At 66.1% G+C, this 17,030-nt stretch carries 15 protein-coding genes; 10 read left to right on the top strand and 5 right to left on the bottom strand.

The features are described 5' to 3' along the window. Nucleotides 1–11 precede the first annotated feature (11 nt). From CYJ10_RS33675 to CYJ10_RS35340, 9 genes are all read left to right on the top strand, one after another. A complete protein-coding gene (locus CYJ10_RS33675; RefSeq protein ID WP_146002009.1) occupies nucleotides 12–713 on the top strand; it encodes a hypothetical protein in 702 nt (233 codons plus the stop codon). A gap of 99 nt (nucleotides 714–812) precedes the next feature. Beyond that, complete coding sequence (locus CYJ10_RS10685) at nucleotides 813–1,685, top strand: oxidoreductase (protein WP_101681445.1); 873 nt, start codon at nucleotides 813–815, stop codon at nucleotides 1,683–1,685. A 306-nt stretch (nucleotides 1,686–1,991) separates the two neighbouring features. Beyond that, complete coding sequence (gene flhB, locus CYJ10_RS10680; protein ID WP_101681444.1) at nucleotides 1,992–3,137, top strand: flagellar biosynthesis protein FlhB; 1,146 nt, start codon at nucleotides 1,992–1,994, stop codon at nucleotides 3,135–3,137. Next, entirely contained in the window at nucleotides 3,134–5,221 is a 2,088-nt protein-coding gene (flhA, locus tag CYJ10_RS10675) for a flagellar biosynthesis protein FlhA (RefSeq protein ID WP_101681443.1), read from the top strand. The genes flhB and flhA overlap by 4 nt, the downstream gene beginning before the upstream one ends. Before the next feature lie 10 nt (nucleotides 5,222–5,231). Then, nucleotides 5,232–7,826 carry a flagellar biosynthesis protein FlhF gene (flhF, locus tag CYJ10_RS10670; RefSeq protein WP_101681442.1) on the top strand — a complete coding sequence of 865 codons (2,595 nt, stop codon included), beginning with the start codon at nucleotides 5,232–5,234 and terminating at the stop codon, nucleotides 7,824–7,826. 12 nt (nucleotides 7,827–7,838) lie between these two features. Then, nucleotides 7,839–8,648: a MinD/ParA family ATP-binding protein gene (locus CYJ10_RS10665; RefSeq protein WP_101681441.1), complete on the top strand. Its 810-nt coding sequence runs from the start codon at nucleotides 7,839–7,841 to the stop codon at nucleotides 8,646–8,648. Nucleotides 8,649–8,757: 109 nt separating this feature from the next. Further along, nucleotides 8,758–9,474, top strand: a complete 717-nt coding sequence (locus tag CYJ10_RS10660) for an RNA polymerase sigma factor FliA (RefSeq protein ID WP_101681440.1) — start codon at nucleotides 8,758–8,760, stop codon at nucleotides 9,472–9,474. Continuing rightward, on the top strand, nucleotides 9,474–9,932 hold the full coding sequence (locus tag CYJ10_RS10655) for a flagellar protein FlhE (protein WP_101681567.1): 459 nt from the start codon (nucleotides 9,474–9,476) through the stop codon (nucleotides 9,930–9,932). The genes CYJ10_RS10660 and CYJ10_RS10655 overlap by 1 nt, the downstream gene beginning before the upstream one ends. Nucleotides 9,933–10,218: 286 nt before the next feature. Then, on the top strand, nucleotides 10,219–10,977 hold the full coding sequence (locus tag CYJ10_RS35340; RefSeq protein WP_445347041.1) for a molybdopterin cofactor-binding domain-containing protein: 759 nt from the start codon (nucleotides 10,219–10,221) through the stop codon (nucleotides 10,975–10,977). A gap of 23 nt (nucleotides 10,978–11,000) precedes the next feature. Here the strand turns inward: CYJ10_RS35340 and CYJ10_RS10640 are convergent, their stop codons facing one another. From CYJ10_RS10640 to CYJ10_RS10620, 5 genes are all read right to left on the bottom strand, one after another. Beyond that, nucleotides 11,001–11,498, bottom strand: a complete 498-nt coding sequence (locus CYJ10_RS10640; protein WP_101681439.1) for a MarR family winged helix-turn-helix transcriptional regulator — start codon at nucleotides 11,496–11,498, stop codon at nucleotides 11,001–11,003. Nucleotides 11,499–11,500: 2 nt separating this feature from the next. Continuing rightward, nucleotides 11,501–11,995, bottom strand: coding sequence for a DUF3237 domain-containing protein (locus tag CYJ10_RS10635; RefSeq protein WP_180862889.1), 495 nt, complete (start codon nucleotides 11,993–11,995; stop codon nucleotides 11,501–11,503). After that, nucleotides 11,992–13,143, bottom strand: a complete 1,152-nt coding sequence (locus CYJ10_RS10630) for an ABC transporter substrate-binding protein (protein WP_257993228.1) — start codon at nucleotides 13,141–13,143, stop codon at nucleotides 11,992–11,994. Before CYJ10_RS10630 ends, CYJ10_RS10635 begins: the two co-directional genes overlap by 4 nt. Before the next feature lie 42 nt (nucleotides 13,144–13,185). Next, nucleotides 13,186–14,445 (bottom strand): flavin-dependent oxidoreductase, encoded by a 1,260-nt coding sequence (locus CYJ10_RS10625; protein ID WP_101681437.1) that lies wholly within the window; start codon nucleotides 14,443–14,445, stop codon nucleotides 13,186–13,188. 83 nt (nucleotides 14,446–14,528) lie between these two features. Further along, complete coding sequence (locus CYJ10_RS10620; protein WP_180862888.1) at nucleotides 14,529–15,752, bottom strand: NAD(P)/FAD-dependent oxidoreductase; 1,224 nt, start codon at nucleotides 15,750–15,752, stop codon at nucleotides 14,529–14,531. 227 nt (nucleotides 15,753–15,979) lie between these two features. On the opposite strand from CYJ10_RS10620, the gene CYJ10_RS10615 reads away from it, so the two are divergent. Next, nucleotides 15,980–17,017 carry an ABC transporter substrate-binding protein gene (locus tag CYJ10_RS10615; protein WP_180862887.1) on the top strand — a complete coding sequence of 346 codons (1,038 nt, stop codon included), beginning with the start codon at nucleotides 15,980–15,982 and terminating at the stop codon, nucleotides 17,015–17,017. Nucleotides 17,018–17,030 lie beyond the last annotated feature (13 nt).

Below are 17,030 nucleotides of genomic sequence, written 5' to 3'. Positions count from 1 at the left end.
TGTCACAACATGTGTCCAACCCGCCCGCTGCGTGTGGTGCGGTGTTAGCCTCCTTTGCGTGTTCAAGCGACGGAGGTCACGATGGAAATGCGAAATCTCGGTTCCATAACAGTCCGGATGCCGATCGCCTGTATCGAACCTGCGCAGTCAGGCAGGCCGGACCGGCCGCTGCACAAGCGTATAGACCCCGCCATGCAGCACGTGGTCAGGACGGCACGGGAATCCCTGCAGGCCCGGCATCGCAGCCAGCGCGCCGAGGATGCCAGCGCACTGTCCATCGCTGGAAGACCGAGGGCGTCTATCCGTTTGAAGGCATTGCCGGGGATGCCATCGAGGTGGCGCGCCGCGAGCGGTTCGACATCTGCGCGCTGGGCATTCACGAGCATCTGGAGGTCTTTCGCACAGGCCGTCAGCAAGATTGCCGCTTCACCCTGGGCATGCTCAAGGCCACGCTGGAAGACAGCCCTTCCACCCTGAGGTATTTGCTGACCGAAGTGCTGAAGCTGCCGGCGGACAAGACGGCGGAACTGCGGGGGTTGCTTGAACTGACGTCGATGATCGAATGCAGCAAGCTGGTATGGCGTGGCTGCGCGGACGTTAGGCCGAAGACCTGCCCGAGGCCGCCGGAGCGGCGCCGCGGGAACAGTCATGAGTATTCACAAAAATTAGTTGCTATTAGATCAATTTACATCACCATTGTTTGGGAACGATGACCTGCCTACCATGGGTCTCAACGGCGCCGGTGCCGCACCCCGACAAGGCAAGACGGCTCCGGAACGCTAACCCGATCCAGATACTTCCAGGAGTCAGTCATGTCCCAATCGATCCGATCCCAGAACAACGGCAGCAAGGTTTGGTTTGTCACCGGCGCGTCGCGCGGCTTCGGCACGTTGATCGTGCGTGCAGCGTTGCAGCGTGGTGACAGTGTGATTGCTACGGCACGTAACCCGCTGCAGGTGGTCGAAGCCTTCGGCGACCACCCGAACCTGCTGGCGGTAAAGGTCGACGTCACCCGCGAGGAAGACGCTGTCGAGGCGGTGCGCCAGGGTGTCGAGCGTTTTGGCCGCATCGATGTGCTGGTCAACAACGCCGGCTTTGGCATCCTCGGTGCCGTGGAAGAAACGACGGTAGCCGAAGCAAAGGCTAACTTCGATACTAATGTGTTCGGCCTGCTGGCCGTATCGCGCGCCGTGCTGCCGCAGATGCGCAAGCAGCGCAGCGGTCATGTGATCAACATCTCGTCGTTGGGCGGCTACTCGGCCTACTACGGCTGGGGCGTCTACGGTGCGTCGAAATTTGCGGTGGAAGGGCTGACGGAAGCCATGTCGCAGGAACTGGCGCCGCTGGGCATCCACGTGACCGTCGTGGAGCCGGGCTTCTTCCGCACGGACTTTCTCAACGACAATTCGCTGGTGTCGACGCAGACCATCATCGACGACTACGCCGAGACGGTGGGCCAGATGCGCGTTTTTGCCAAGAGCGCCAATCATGCGCAGCCGGGCGATCCGGCCAAGCTGACGGCGGCTATCCTGCGCCTGGCCGACAGCCAGCGGCCGCCGCTGCGCCTGCCGCTGGGCTCCGATGCCGTGGCCCGGATCGAAGCCAAGCACAAGGCGGTGGAGGCCGAACTGGCAGCTTGGCGCGATCTGTCGATCTCGACCGACCATGAGGATGTGGTCCGCTAAGCGGCCGCTGTCTGGCAAGCGCTGTATGTATACAGAGACAGGGCCGGCGGCAGCGCCGCTGGTTCTGGATGTCACGCGCAATCTGTGACATCATCGGTGCCGATCCCGACCGAACCGGGCGAGATCGGCACTATTTGGCGTCTTGACCCTAAAGATCGCCTTTCCCCGGGCCGTTATTTCCGCTGCCCCTCTCATTCCTGAAACAGGCACCTGTTTCCCCGCCTTTTCCCCCCAATGCCTTGCCCCTAGGGATTTGATAATCCTCGGTGACGAAGTGCCGCCCGCGTGCTTCGCACTGGAGCATTCATGTCCGAGGAAAGCGATCTCGAGAAAACCGAACCCGCCTCACCCCGGCGCCTTGAAAAGGCGCGCGAGGAGGGGCAGGTGGTGCGTTCGCGCGAGCTCGGCACGTTCGTGATGCTGATGACGGGTGTGCTGGGCCTGTACGTCATGGGCGGCACGCTGGGCCGCAAGCTGAATGCGGTCATGCAGACAACGCTGGCCTTTGAGCCGGCCACGGCCTTTGACACCAACCGCATGCTGTCGCAGTTCGGCATGGCGATCTGGGACAGCCTGCTGGCGTTCTTTCCGCTGCTGCTGATGTTTGGCGTGGCGGCCCTGATCGCACCGCTGGCGCTGGGTGGCTGGAGCTTTTCGACCAAGTCGTTCTCGCCCGACTTCTCGCGCCTGTCGCCGCTGCAAGGGATCGGCCGCATGTTCTCGTCCCACACGGTCGTGGAACTGGTCAAGGCCATCGCCAAGTCGCTGCTGGTGGGCTGCGTGGGTGCGTGGATGGTCTGGCACAAGCTGCCCGAGGCCATCGCGCTGATGAATGCGCCGGTCCACGAAGCGCTGCTGCACATGATGGAGATGGTGCTCTATGTGTGCGGCATGGTGGCCGGGTCGCTGCTGCTGGTGGCGGCCATCGACACGCCGTGGCAGCTCTGGACGTTCTACAAGAAGCTCCGCATGACCAAGGAAGAGGTCAAGCAGGAGATGAAGGAAACCGATGGCGATCCGCACATCAAGGCCCGTATCCGCCAGCAGCAGCGGGCCATTGCGCGGCGCCGCATGATGTCCGAGGTGCCCAAGGCGGACGTGGTGGTGACCAACCCCACCCACTTCGCCGTGGCACTGAAATACGACGAAGGCGCGCGCTGGAACGCGCCGCGCGTCGTGGCAAAGGGCGCCGACGATGTGGCCGCTCGCATTCGCGAGCTGGCCAAGGAGCATCGCGTGCCGGTACTGTCCGCCCCGCCGCTGGCGCGGGCGCTGCACCGGCACGTGGAACTGGGCCACGAAATCCCTGCGGGCCTGTACACCGCCGTGGCCGAGGTTCTGGCCTGGGTTTATCAATTGAAGAACTGGCACTACAGCTACGGTCCGCAGCCCGATTCGCCGACCGAACTGCTGGTGCCAGATGAACTTGCCGTACCGGAAAGCCGCGCATGAACGCACTGACCAACCTTTTCAACATGCCCGCACTGCGGGGTGGCGCCCAGATGAAGGCGCTGGCTGGCCCGCTGCTGATCGTCATGATCCTCGGCATGATGATCCTGCCGCTGCCGGCATTCATCCTGGACCTGCTGTTCACCTTCAACATCGCGCTGTCGATCATGGTGCTGCTGGTGGGCATGTACACCCAGCGCCCGCTGGACTTTGCCGCGTTCCCGGCCGTGCTGCTGTTCTCCACGCTGCTGCGCCTGTCGCTGAACGTGGCGTCCACCCGCGTGGTGCTGCTGGAAGGCCATACCGGCCCCGACGCCGCCGGCAAGGTGATCGAAGCCTTCGGCCACTTCCTGGTGGGCGGCAACTTCGCGGTCGGTATCGTGGTGTTCGCCATCCTGGTCGTGATCAACTTCATGGTGATTACCAAGGGTGCGGGCCGTATCGCCGAAGTTGGCGCGCGCTTCATGCTCGATGCCATGCCCGGCAAGCAGATGGCCATCGACGCCGACCTGAACGCCGGCCTGATCAACGAGGAAGGCGCCCGCAAGCGCCGCACCGAAGTGGCCCAGGAATCGGATTTCTACGGTGCCATGGATGGTGCCTCGAAGTTCGTGCGCGGCGATGCCATCGCCGGCCTGCTGATCATGTTCATCAACGTGGCCGCCGGCATGGTGGTGGGCATGGTGCAGCACGACCTGGACTTTGGCACCGCCGTACACAACTACACGCTGCTGACGATCGGTGACGGCCTGGTGGCGCAGATCCCGGCGCTGGTGATCTCCACGGCGGCCGGTGTGATCGTGTCGCGCGTGTCGAACGAGCAGGACGTTGGCCAGCAGCTGACCGGCCAGCTGTTCTCGAACCCGCGCGTGATGTTCATCACCGCTGCGATCATCGGCACGATGGGCCTGATCCCGGGCATGCCGCACTTTGCCTTCCTGCTGCTGGCCGGCGGCCTGATCTGGTTCGGCCGCTATCAGATGCGCCGCGAAGTCAAGGCTACCGAGACCAAGGCCAACGAAGAGCGCAGCCCGGCCGTGCAGGCCGAAGTGGCCGAAGCCACCTGGGAAGACGTCACGATGGTCGACCCGCTGGGCATGGAAGTGGGCTACCGCCTGATCACCCTGGTAGATCGCGCGCAGAACGGCGAACTGCTGGGACGCATCAAGAGCATCCGCAAGAAGATGGCGCAGGACATTGGCTTCCTGGTGCCGGTGGTGCACATCCGCGACAACCTCGAACTGAAGCCGAACGCATACCGCATCACGCTCAAGGGCGTGGAAATTGGCAGCGGCGAAGCCAATCCGGGTCAATGGATGGCCATCAACCCGGGCCAGGTCAGCGGTACGCTGCCGGGCGCCACCACGCGCGACCCCGCTTTCGGGCTGCCGGCCGTGTGGATCGACGCCGCACTCAAGGAGCAGGCGCAGGCCTACGGCTACACGGTGGTGGACGCCAGCACCGTGGTGGCCACGCACCTGAACCACCTGATCCAGATGCACGCGTCGGAACTGCTGGGCCGCCAGGAAGTGCAGGCGCTGCTGGACCGCATCGCCAAGGAAGCCCCGAAGCTGACCGAGGACCTGGTGCCGAAGACGATCTCGCTGACCGGCCTGCAGAAGGTGCTGCAGAACCTGCTGGACGAAGGCGTGGCGATCCGCGACATGCGCACCATCCTGGATGTGGTGGCCGACAACGCGCCGAAGATCAACGATCCAGCCGAGCTGACCACGCTGGTGCGCGTGTCGCTGGGCCGTGCCATCACGCAGCAGTTGTTCCCCAACAACGCCGACATGCAGGTGATCGGGCTGGACGCCGGCCTGGAGCGCGTGCTGACGCAGGCGCTGGCCAACGGCGGCGGCATCGAGCCGGGCCTGGCCGATGCGCTGCTGCAGCAGGCACAGGGCGCCGTGGTGCGCCAGGAGCAACTGGGCCTGGATCCGGTGCTGCTGGTGCCGCCCCCGATGCGACCGCTGATGGCGCGCTTCCTGCGCCGCACGCTGCCGCAGCTGAAGGTGCTGTCGCACGCCGAAGTACCGGACAACCGCAACATTCGCATCACCGCCATGATCGGCGGAGCAGCGTGAGGACTGAACAATGAGCGTGGCAAAGTTTGTGGCGGCCAACGGCCGCGAAGCGATGCGCAAGGTGCGCGAGGCCATGGGGCCCGACGCCGTGGTGCTCTCCAACCGCTCCATCGAGGGTGGCGTGGAAATCGTGGCCATGCGCGACACGGATCTGGGCGCCGTGAGTGCTGGCGCGCAGCTGTACCAGCCGTCCGCGCTGGCGCTGCCGGCTTCACTGTCGCAGTCACTGTCGTCCCCGTCTCCGCTGCCGATGCTCCAGTCGCTGCAGGACCTGCATCCCGCCAGCCCCGAGCCGTTCATGCCGCTGGGCGCCATGTCCGCACCGTCCGCGCCGTCGGCCCTGCCCGCCGGCATCGGCCAGGAAGACGTGATACTGGGCGACCTGCGTGGTGAACTGGCGTCGATGCGATCGATGCTGGAACGTCAGTTTGCCGGCCTGTCGCAAGGTACGAACGGCGTGGCCGCCGGCGATCCGCTGCGTGAATCGCTCTTCGAATGGATGGTCAATGCAGGCTTCTCGGGCCAGCTGTCGCGCACGCTGCTGTCGCGCCTGCCGGTGGGCACCGATCGCCCGGCCGCCATGGCCTGGATTCGCCAGGAGCTGGCCAGCAAGGTGCCGGTGCTGACCGATGAGGATTCGCTGTTTGCCCAGGGTGGCGTGCTGGCGCTGATCGGCCCGACCGGTGTGGGCAAGACCACCACCACCGCCAAGCTGGCCGCGCGCTTCGTGCTGCGCCACGGCCCGCAAAGCCTGGCGCTGCTGACGACCGACCGTTTCCGGATCGGCGCCCATGAGCAGCTGCGCATCTATGGCGACATCCTTGGCGTGCCCGTGCATGCGGTAAAGGACGCCGCCGACCTGCGCTTTGCGCTGTCGGCCATGAAGGACAAGCACCTCGTCATCATCGATACGGTGGGCATGAGCCAGCGCGACCGCAGCCTGTCCGACCAGATCGGCATGCTGGCCGGCGTGCAGGCGCCGATGCAGCGCGTGCTGCTTCTCAACGGCGCGGCACATGGCGATACGCTCAACGAAGTGGTGCATGCCTATCGCAACGATGCTGCCGGTGCCGCCGGTGGCATCGACGGCTGCATCATCAGCAAGCTCGACGAAGCCACGCACCTGGGCTCGGTGCTGGACGTGGTGATCCGCCATCGCCTGCCCGTGTTCTATGCGTCCACCGGCCAGCGCGTGCCGGAACACCTGGAACTGGCACAGGGCGCCGCGCTGGTCGAGCGCGCGTTCCTGACGCCGCGTCGCGGCTCGCTGTTCAATGACGTCGACGTGGCACGCCGCCAGGCGGGCAGCGCCGAGGCAGCCGCGCCGAACAAGACCGAACGTAGCGGCGCGGATGACATGCTGCGCTCGCTGACCGACAGCGCCAATGCGGTCGGGGTTTGCGTCGACGAACTGAACGCGGCCCAGTACGGCTTCGACGTGGCGCGCCAGCTCTGGCAGCATCGCAGCGCCGGTGTGTCGGCATTGCGCCCGATGGTGCAGCAAGTGCGCCTGGCCATGTGCCGCGACGCCAGCCGCGCCTGCGACCGCTACGTGCTGGCCGTCACGCAGAGCGTGGCCCAGACCGTGCAGGGCCGCCGCGCGCCGCAGATGATGCTGCACACGCTCTGGCTGGCCGACCGCGACGGCATGCCGCTGGCCAGCACCGTGGTGCCGGTGGGCCGTGCCCGCCAGTCGCTGACCGAAGCCGAGGCCGATGCCGAAGCCGCCACCGTGCGCGCCACGCTGGCCGCCGCCCGTACCGTGGTCAACCTGAATACTTCGCTGCCCAGCCCGGCCACGCTGGCACGCTGGCAGCAGCTGGGCGAGCGCTGGGTCGCTGGCACACGCAAGACCACGCGTGTGATTGCCGATGGTCTGGCCAGCAAGCTCGATACCGTGGCCGACACGCTGACGTTCCACGCAGTGGGCGACGTGACCTGCCGCGATCGTGCCGCCGCGCACTGGCTGGCGCACTGCCTGGTCCGCATCCCCGAAGGCCAGGTCCGCACGGCCGCGCGTGGTCGCGGCAACGCTGCCGAAGCTGGCATCGAGGCCTGCCTGGTGGTGTCGCGCATGATCGACCACGAAACCGGTGACACGCTGTCCGTCGAATACGTGCTGTGCGATCCGGCGCTGGCCGGCGATGCATCGCAAGTGGCACGCTGGTCGCACTGGACGGTTGCCGCCGAGGAACAATTCCGCACGCTGCGCCACGCCACGGAACACTTCGCGCAGGAAGGCGATGCCGACGCGGCGCTGTGTGCCGGCATGGTGGCCGTGCAACTGGGCCTGACCGCGCTGCGGCTGCAACACACGCCCACGCCCACGGCGCCGGCATTCCTGTCGCGCCTGGCCGGCCGTGCTTCGGCACGGGTCAATGCGCCGGTGCCGGGTGCCGTGCTTAACGAGGGCATGGGCCGCCTGCTCGCACTGCTCGACGTGCTGGAAAACTATCCGGGCCGCGGCATGACGGCGGTGTCGTCGATGTCGGAAGACGCGCCGGAACCGGCTGCGTCTGCCATGCATGCGATGGCAGCCATGGATTCCATGGACGCGCTGGATGCGATGGACGTGACGCCGCAGTTTGCGGCCGCCGGGGAGTAAGCGTTGAACACGATGGCCTCCGATCAGGCCGAAAGCCTGCGCCGCCTGTTGGCGCCGCGTGTCACGCGGCGTATCGCCGTAGTGGGCGCGGAGCAAGGCGTCGGCACCACCACGGTAGCGCTGGGCCTGGCCAACGCCCTGTCGATGCAGGGCGAGCGCGTGCTGCTGGCCGATGAAGACATGTACGGCGCGCGGGCGCTGCGACTCGCGGGCGCCGCGCCGGTCGCCACGCTGGCCGATGTGCTGGAAGGCCGCGCGCCGCTGGCCACCGCAGCCGGCACGCGTGGCGCCAGCGGCATTGCCGTGCTGCAGGCAGGCGCGATTGCCGCACGGCCCGACGAACGTGTGCTGACGGCACGACTGCCCGACGTGCGCTCCATGCTGGTCGACGCCCGCCGCGATATCACCGGCGCGTTGTCGCCCCTGGCTGGCATGGCCCACAACTTCGTGATCGTCATGCGCCCGGAGGCCACGTCGATCACCGCCGCTTATGCCTGCATCAAGCGGCTGCATCACGAATACGCATGCCGTCACTTCCAGCTGGTCGTCAATCTGGCGGCCGCGGAGGGGACGGTCACGGCACTCGCGCGCAACCTGGCCCGCACGGCGAGCCAGTACCTGGGCGTGGAGGCCAGCCTGGCAGGGTACCTGCCGATGGATCCGCTGGTGGCGCGTGCGCTCCAGCTTGGGCGGTGCGTGGTGGAGGCGTATCCCGCCGCCGCGGCCACCAGCGCGTTGCGGCACATCGCCAGCGGTATCGGTGCATGGCCGCTGCGTCACGAAGCATCGCCCGCGGGAATGGCCTCGGCCGTTGCCGCATAAACGCAAGAACAAGAAGTCTCGACAAGACCGGAAACTCAGCCTGCCAGCTGCCGATTCTCAGCCTCTCCGGCGCTGGCACAAACAGTAAGCTATTAACGAGAATTCCACCATGTATACGATTCAGGGAAAGCTCGAGCAGGCGGACGTGGTCAAGTCACACGCGTCGCTGGTGCGGCGTATTGCGCTGCAACTGGCGGCCAAGCTGCCCGCCAGCGTACAGATCGACGACCTGATACAGGCCGGCATGATCGGCCTGCTCGACGCCGCCAAGCGCTATGAAGACAACCATGGCGCCCGGTTCGAGACCTACGCAAGCCAACGCATCCGGGGCGCCATGCTCGACGAGGTGCGTGCCAACGACTGGCAGTCGCGAAGCCTGCGCCAGTTCACGCGCAAGATCGAGCGCACGCAGCGTCAGCTGGAGCAGAAGCTTGGCCGCACGCCGATCGATTCCGAGGTGGCCAAGGAACTGGAGATGCCGCTCGAGGAATATCAGGAGCTGCTGAACGAGGTCTATGGCTGCCAGCTGCTGCACTATGAGGACTTCGAGCGCTCGGGCGAGGAAGACTTTCTCGATCGCCACCTGGGCGTCACCGACGATGGCAACCCGCTGACCGTGCTGATGGAGTCGGGCATGCGCGAGGCGCTGATCCGCGCCATCGACAAGCTGCCCGAGCGCGAGAAGCTGGTGCTGTCGCTGTGCTACGACCAGGAACTGAACCTGCGCGAAATCGGCGCGGTGCTGGAAGTGACCGAATCGCGCGTGTGCCAGATCCGCAGCCAGGCGATCGGACGCCTGCGCACCCAGCTGCGCGGGATGCTGTGATGCGGCGCGCGCTGGTCCTGGCCGTGCTGTGCGCGATGGGTCCAGCGGCGGCCCACGCGCAGACGTACGCGCCGGTCTTTACGAAGGCCACCTACGAACTGACCGGATCGCGCTTTGCATGGACGGCGTCGTCCGTCGGGCCGCAGATCACGAACAAGGGCCAGCGGGCCTTGTCTTCGCCCGTGGTGCCGCTGGCAACGATGCCGCAGGCCATGGGCCGGATCACGTCGGTACGCTGGCGCTACAGCTTCACGCGCACGCCGCCCGTGGACCTGCAGGCGTACCTGTGCAATGCCGACCGTTGCGTGCTGCTGTCGGGCGCCGAGGGCAAGACCGATGCGTTCGTGGGCGACGATGCTACCAAGGGCTTTGTCTTTGCCTATCGCGTACCGGGGCAGGGCGGACTCGCGCCGATGCTCCAGGGCCGCAGCAATGAGGTGACCGTCAGCTACCGCTGAGCGTCACGGCCTGTCTCTGGCCGATAGGTCCACACTGACTTGTGCCGGGGAATCGCCGTATTCCCCACCATGCCACTGCCCCGCGTCGCGGTGGCACGCTTCCTGCGCCTTTCCGCCCAAGCAACGTGCGGCAAGCGCGACATTCGTCCCCTGTGCAGCAGCCCTTTCATATCTTTGGCGGCATTGTGTCTGCAATGCCCGCTAACGCCATGTAATTCCTACTTGCAAGGGCCGTCACGCTGCCATCCTCTGTCCGTCATCTGTCAGCCAGAAAGGATCCAACGACATGGAAGATTTCAGCGACATCAAGCTTTCTCGGCGGGAATTCGTGATGGCAGGCGCGGCGTCGGTGAGCGCCGCCGCCTTGCCCGCCGGTGCCGCCACCGCCACCGCGCCGCCATCGCGGGTCACGCCCGGCGCGCTCAAGCCGGTGGCTTCAAACGTCTCGTTCATCGTCAACGGCCAGCCGCGCTCGCTAACGCCGGACACGCGCGCCACGCTGCTCGACGCGCTGCGCGAGCACCTGCAACTGTCCGGCACCAAGAAGGGTTGCGACCACGGGCAGTGCGGCGCGTGCACGGTGATCGTCGACGGCCGGCGCCTCAATGCCTGCCTGACCCTGGCGGTGATGCACGAGGGCACGGCGGAAGTGCACGTGCAGCGGATGCTGGCGGTTTGCGCGGCCGGACGGATCCTGAATCCGAAGTCGGCGCGCAGCCAGGTGATCGGGGCCATGACGATGGGCGTCGGCGCTGCGCTGATGGAGGCGCTCCATGTCGACAAGCGCGTGGGCTTCTTCGCCAACCATGATCTGGCCAGCTACGAGGTGCCAGCACACGCCGACATCCCGCACCAGGAGGTCATCTTCCTCGACGAGACCGACCCGATCTCGTCGCCGATGAAGGCTAAGGGGGGTGGGGAACTGGGCATCTGCGGCGTGGCGGCCGCAGTCTTGAATGCCGTGTATCACGCCACTGGCGTGCGCGTGCGTGACTATCCCGCGACGCTCGACAAACTGCTGGCGGGCATGCCGGTCGTGACCTGAGGGAAAAAGGGCCGAGGGCGCTGCTAGCGCCCGAGCTTCTCCAGCAGCTCCTTCAGCACCGTCTGTTCTTCATCGGACAACCCCGCAGCGATGCGCGCATCATGCGCGCACACGGCGGCGGTGGCCTCCTTCAGCGTCTTGCGGCCGGCCTCGGTCAGCGCCAGGCCGAAGGCACGCCGGTCGGTGGGCGATGGCAATCGCTTCACCAGATCCATGGACTCCAGCGCATCCACCAGCAATACGGCGCCGGAACGTGCGATACCCAGGATCTGGGCCAGGTCGGTCAGCTTCAGGCTCGGATTGCACGCGATGATCTGCAGCGCGGAAAAGCGCGGCGGCGTGATGTTCCACGTGGCCAGCGAGGCCACGAAATCCTCGTACACGCGAATCTGTGCCCGCCGGATGGCGTATCCGATCAGCGAGTCGAGCACGCCGTAGTCCACGTTTGGCAGGTGTGGCTCGAAGTGGCTGCCGTTGGGGTCGGGCGCGAGTGTGTCGCGCGGCTTGCGGGGTGGCGCCATGCTCAGTTGACCAGGAAGTAGCGCAGCTCGACACGATCCGGGTAGCGAGCGCCGGCTGCCACGAATAGGTGCTGCATCAGCCAGCGATATTGCGGCGCGGCGGTCTCGAAGTGCGGCGCTGTACGGAAATAGACCTCGGAGGGGTCCACCTGTTCGCCGCGGTTGAGACGCGCGATCACGGCCGCGCTCCCGCTGCGCACACCGGCGTTGACGATATAGATGTGGGCACCGTCGTCCGTTTCCAGCACGTATCGGGCTTCGATGTCGGCGGTGGTGACGTCGCTGCCATCGCCATGACGGATCAGCTGGAAATCGGCCCCGCCGGGCAGGATGCGCCCGTTCAGGCGTGGGCCGCGTACCGTGCCCGACAGGATCGGGATCACGCGCCGCTGGCCCAGTGGCGTGACGCCCACCTCGGTCGGTGCGGCCACCTGCAAACTGAAGTCGGCCACAGGTTCCAGTTTTGGCAGTGCAATGGTCGAAGTGGAGGGGTTCACTTGACGAGCTTCCAGTTGCCGTTGTCGATGGTCAGCAGCACGCGACCGCGCTGGTCGAAGCCGAAGTGGTCCTCTGCGGTGTAGTTCAGCACGCCGTGGGATACCACGATGTCGCGTTCGCTTTCCAGTGCATCCTTGAGGGCCTTGCGAAACTCGGGCGTACCGGGCTTGGCCTTCTTCAGCGCGACCGGCACGATGCGCTGCAATATCAGACCGGCATCGTACGGATGCGCGCCGAACTGCGTGCGGCTTTCGGGTCCATATTGTTTCTCGTAGAGCGTCACGTAGTCCATGCCGGGCTTCTTGATCGGGCTGGACGCCGGCAATTGCTCGGCCACGATCACCGGGCCCGCCGGCAGGATCGCGCCATTGACCGCCTTGCCGCCGATGCGAATCAGGTCGCGCGTGGCTGCGCCGTGAGTCTGGTAGATCGGCCCGGTATAGCCGCGCTCACGCAAGGTGGTGTGCGGCAGCGCGGCGCCGGTGCCGGCGCCGGCAATCAGCACGGCGTCGGCGCGAGCCGCAATCAGCTTCAGTGCCTGAGCCGTGACACTGGTATCGGAGCGTGCATAGCGTTCGGTGGCAACCACGCGCATGCCGTTGGCCTGTGCCGCCGAGGTGAACGCCTTGAGCCAGGTCTCGCCGTAGGCATCGGCAAAGCCAATGAATGCCACCGTCTTCACGCCGTTCGCCTTGGCGGCACCAGCCACCGCATCGGCCATCAGCCGCACCGGCTGCGCCAGCCGGTAAGTCCAGGTGCCGCGTCCGGGCTTCAGTTCGATAGGCGAGAACGCCAGTTGTACGGTCTGGCTTTCATCCGCCACTTCGGAAATCGCAATCGAAGGGGCCACGGCTGAGGAACCGAGAATGATGTCGACCTTGTCTTCCGTGACAAAACGCCGGGCGATCTTGGTGCCTTGCGTCGGGTCCGATCCATCGTCCATGACGATGTAGTGGATCTTCTCGCCAGCAATCGTCTCGGGCAGGAACGGCATGGTGTTCTTCTGCGGAATGCCGAGCGACGCCGACGGCCCCGTCGACGCAATGCTGACGCCAACGGTCACATCGGCCTGCGCCGCACCGCTGGCCAGGACGAGGGCAAGGGTGGCCAGCGCAAGGCCGGTGCGAGGCATACGGAACTGGGGCATGGTGTGGTCTCCTCCGATCCTGTTCTGTTGATGGCTTGTGGCTTACCGCTTGCTGGCCTGTAGTTGCTGCTGCCCGAAGCCGGCCAGTGTCTTGTAGCGCTGCGAAATGGCTTCGAGTTCGCCGCGCGGGATCACATCGTCGATGCTGGCGAAGCCCTGGGGCGCGCGCACTTCGGCCAGCTGCATGACCTGTTCAGGTCCGTTCATGCGGTTGCGCAGTACGATGCCGGCCGTGCGCGGCAGCCGTTCGGCCTCGTACTCGCGCAGCGCGTAGTCGACGTCACGTTCCGCAAGCAGGCAATCGGTCAGGTAGCGTGCATCGACAATGGCCTGGGCGCTACCGTTCGAGCCGATCGGATACATCGGATGCGCGGCGTCGCCCAGCAGCGTGACGCGGTCAAATGTCCAGCGCGGCAGGGGGTCCTTGTCGACCATCGGGAATTCGTAGATGGCATCGGCGCCGTCGATCAGCGTCGGGATGTCGATCCAGTCCCAATGCCAGCGTGCGAACGCGGCCCGGAAGACGGATTTGTCGACCTGGCGATTCCAGTCGCTGCGCGGCGGGGTGTCGGGGTAGTCGTCGGGCACGCGCAGTTCGGCAATCCAGTTGATGCGCGATCGGCCCTGCGCGCGCAGCGGCTCGGAAATCGGATAGGCCACGAACTTCTGGTCCTGATGGCCTGCCATGAACATCGAGCGGCCGTCGAGGTAGGGCACGGCGTCGGTCGTGGCGCGCCACAGCAGACGGCGCGAGAACCGGGGCGCATCATCCGTGGGGTAGAAATGCCGACGCACGGCCGAATGGATGCCGTCGGCGCCCACCAGCACGTCAGCGCTGGCTTCGACGAGGCTATCGTCGCTGCGGCGCCGGAGCGTGAAGCGCGCGGGTTCGCCGTTGCCGCCGGTGCTGGCGATGGACTCCAGCGCATGACCGGTGTGCATGCAGCCAGCGCCCAACCGGGCCACCGCCGTCTGATACAGCAGCATCTGGAACTCGCCGCGATGCACGGAGAACTGTGGCCAGTCATACCCGGCGGCGCGCCCGCGCGGCTCTTGCCAGATCTGCTGGCCGAGCTTGTTGTAGTAGGACAGTGACGACGTCTCGATGGCGATGCGCGCCAGATCGTCCTGCAAGCCCAGCGCCGATAGTTCGCGCACCGCATGCGGCAGCAGATTGATGCCCACGCCAAGCGGCCGCAGTGACTCGCTGGCCTCCCAGACTTCGACATCGAACCCCTGCTGATGGCAGAGCAGGGCAAGCGTGAGCCCGCCGATACCGCCCCCGGCGATCGCGATCTTCATGTGTCTCCTCCTCGGCGCCGCCGCCGAATTGTTCTACTGTATAACTAATTGCAGGTGGCGGAATCTAGCGATTTCCCTGAGGGTCACTGGGCAAGCAGGGCGTCGGCAATCCGCTCGGCAGTGGGGATGGAATCGGTCAGCCCGAGATGGCCGTGCCCGACGGCAAGCCACAGACCTTGGTGGCCATCTGCCTGACCCACCACGGGCACCGAGTCGGGCATGCAGGGACGATGGCCCATCCACGTGGTGGCGGCGCTGTGTTCGAGACCCCGGAAGGTCTGTCGTGCGATGCCTTCGAGGATGGCGGCGCGGCGCGGATCGGGCGGTCGCTTCAGGCCGGCGATCTCGACCGTGCCGCCGACGCGCAGCCCTTCTTCCATCGGTGTGACAAAGATCTTGTGGTCGGTCAGCACCACGGTGCGCGACACCACGTCGCGCGTGCCCGTGAACTGCACGTGGTAGCCGCGCTGACTTTCCAGTTGCAGCCGCACGCCGAGCGGATCGAGCAGTTGCCGCGACCAGGCGCCTGCTGCCACGACGACATGGTCGGCGGCATGCGTGCCGTTGACCCCATGCAGCGTCCAGCCGCCGGCGCCAGCGGTCATCCGCTGGATATCGTCACGCACCAGCTGGCCGCCGCGCGATACGAACGCATCGGCCACGGCACGGGTATAGCGCGCGGGATTCAGGATCGTGCCGTGATCGGCCAGGTAGATCGCCGCGTGATAGCGCGCTGCGACGCCAGGCTCGAGCGCATCGATGCCAGCGCGGTCGAGCTTGTCGAACCGGAAGCCAAACCGCTGCCGCAGTTGCCACGCTGCGCTGTCCGCCTGCAGCGCTGCCGCACTCGGATACAGATGCAGGTGCCCCCGCCGTATGAACAGCTCGGGCACGCCGATTTCGTGTGCCAGCGCCTTGTGCTTGTCCACGGCGCCCGCATGCAGCGCCGTGAGCGCGGCGGCCGCACGCTCTACGCGCTCGGGCGTGGCCGACAGCACGAAACGCGCAAGCCATGGCATGGCGGCAGGCAGATAGCTCAACGGCAAGCGCAGCGGACTGTCCGGATCCGCCAGCATCTTCGGTACGGATGCCAGCACGCCCGGCATGGCTAGCGGCGCAATGGAACTGACGCTGATCGCACCGGAGTTGCCATAGCTGCAACCAGTTGCTGGCCCTTCGCGATCAATCAGCGTCACCGTGGCACCACGCTTGCGCAGCATCAGCGCGATGCAACTGCCGACGATGCCGGCGCCAATGACCGCGATGCGCGGGGCGGAAGGGTGGGGGGAGGAGGTGGGGGCAGTCATGGCGTCACAAGGTACTGCCTTATCCACCACGGGGCAAGCATCTGCGCCGTCCCGGCGCATGCCGACATCCGCATTGCCGCATCGCGGTGCAATGCGCGCGCCAATTTCGTGAATGCGGGTGGCACGGAACCTGCTGGACAGCAGGCTGGAGAGTAGAAGCGTTCAGCGGCCCGCGCCGCCCGGAAATTGCTCGCCATGTGCCCACACATCCGTTTCCGGAGCTCTCTATGCGACGCCGTTCCTTCCTGCGCGCCACTGGCGCCACTGCCATCTCATCGCTGCTCGCCGCGCCGGCCATCGTGCGCGCCGCCGGGTCGCTGCAGAAGTTCAAGTTCAACCTTGGCTGGAAGGTGGAAGCCTCGGGCGCCGGTTTCCTGCTGGCGTTGCAGCGCGGCTACTACAAGGATGCCGGACTGGACGTGTTGATCGATACCGGCAACGGTTCGGCTTCGGCCATCAGCCTGGTGGCCGGTGGCGCCTACGACTGCGCGTCGGCGGATCTTGCGGCAATGATCGAATTCAACGCTGCCAATCCGGCCGCCGCGCTGAAGGCGGTGGCTATCCAGTACGACCTGAACCCGAACGCGGTGATCGTGCGCAAGGGCGGTGGCATCGTCAAGCCGGGCGACCTGGCCGGCAAGTCGATTCTCGGCCAGCCGTTCAATGCGTCGCGCAAGCTGTTTCCGGTGTTTGCCAAGGCGCAGGGCTTCGATCCATCGACGATCAAGTGGGAGAGCGTGACCCCGGACATTGGCGACACGCGCTTCGCGAAGGGAGACTTCGATGCCGCCGCCTACTTCTACTTTACTGGCCTGCTGAACCTGAAGGCGCGCGGCATGGGTCCGGAGAAACTGACGGTGTTCCGTTTCTCGGACTACGGCATGAAGTCGTACGGCAACGGTCTGGTGGCCAATCGCAAGAGCATGGCGGAGCAGCCCGAGGCCATGAAGGCCTTCGTCAAGGCGTCGACGCGCGGCTGGATCGAAGCCATGGCGGACCCGAAGGCCGGCGCCGCGGCGGTCAAGGCGCGCGAGCCGCTGGCCGAGCAGGCGCTGGAGTTCGAGCGGCTGAAGCTGATCGTCGATGGCGCGATGCGCACGCCCGATACGCTGCGCGACGGATGGGGCGCAGCCACGCAGGCGCGGCTGCAGGCCACGGTGGACGAAACGGTGGGCGCCTTCGGCATCAAGCCGGGCATGACGGTGGCCGACATCTGGACCGACCAGTTCCTGCCGTCGGCGGCGGATCGCAAGCTCAAGGCCTGACGCGGAGGCGCCT

Origin of the sequence: Cupriavidus pauculus, assembly GCF_002858765.1 — a bacterium.
Lineage (GTDB): Bacteria > Pseudomonadota > Gammaproteobacteria > Burkholderiales > Burkholderiaceae > Cupriavidus > Cupriavidus pauculus_B.
This window is presented reverse-complemented; position numbering and strand designations above follow the sequence as displayed.

Bases quoted from the DNA above. Each gene is read 5' to 3' on its own strand.
- CYJ10_RS10665 (WP_101681441.1), top strand. From the start codon at position 7,839: ATGGCCTCCGATCAGGCCGAAAGCCTGCGCCGCCTGTTGGCGCCGCGT.
- CYJ10_RS10620 (WP_180862888.1), bottom strand. From the start codon at position 15,752: ATGACTGCCCCCACCTCCTCCCCCCACCCTTCCGCCCCGCGCATCGCG.
- CYJ10_RS10640 (WP_101681439.1), bottom strand. From the start codon at position 11,498: ATGGCGCCACCCCGCAAGCCGCGCGACACACTCGCGCCCGACCCCAAC.
- CYJ10_RS10625 (WP_101681437.1), bottom strand. From the start codon at position 14,445: ATGAAGATCGCGATCGCCGGGGGCGGTATCGGCGGGCTCACGCTTGCC.
- CYJ10_RS10655 (WP_101681567.1), top strand. From the start codon at position 9,474: ATGCGGCGCGCGCTGGTCCTGGCCGTGCTGTGCGCGATGGGTCCAGCG.
- CYJ10_RS10660 (WP_101681440.1), top strand. From the start codon at position 8,758: ATGTATACGATTCAGGGAAAGCTCGAGCAGGCGGACGTGGTCAAGTCA.
- CYJ10_RS10615 (WP_180862887.1), top strand. From the start codon at position 15,980: ATGCGACGCCGTTCCTTCCTGCGCGCCACTGGCGCCACTGCCATCTCA.
- flhB (WP_101681444.1), top strand. From the start codon at position 1,992: ATGTCCGAGGAAAGCGATCTCGAGAAAACCGAACCCGCCTCACCCCGG.
- CYJ10_RS10685 (WP_101681445.1), top strand. From the start codon at position 813: ATGTCCCAATCGATCCGATCCCAGAACAACGGCAGCAAGGTTTGGTTT.
- CYJ10_RS10630 (WP_257993228.1), bottom strand. From the start codon at position 13,143: ATGCCCCAGTTCCGTATGCCTCGCACCGGCCTTGCGCTGGCCACCCTT.
- flhF (WP_101681442.1), top strand. From the start codon at position 5,232: ATGAGCGTGGCAAAGTTTGTGGCGGCCAACGGCCGCGAAGCGATGCGC.
- flhA (WP_101681443.1), top strand. From the start codon at position 3,134: ATGAACGCACTGACCAACCTTTTCAACATGCCCGCACTGCGGGGTGGC.
- CYJ10_RS35340 (WP_445347041.1), top strand. From the start codon at position 10,219: ATGGAAGATTTCAGCGACATCAAGCTTTCTCGGCGGGAATTCGTGATG.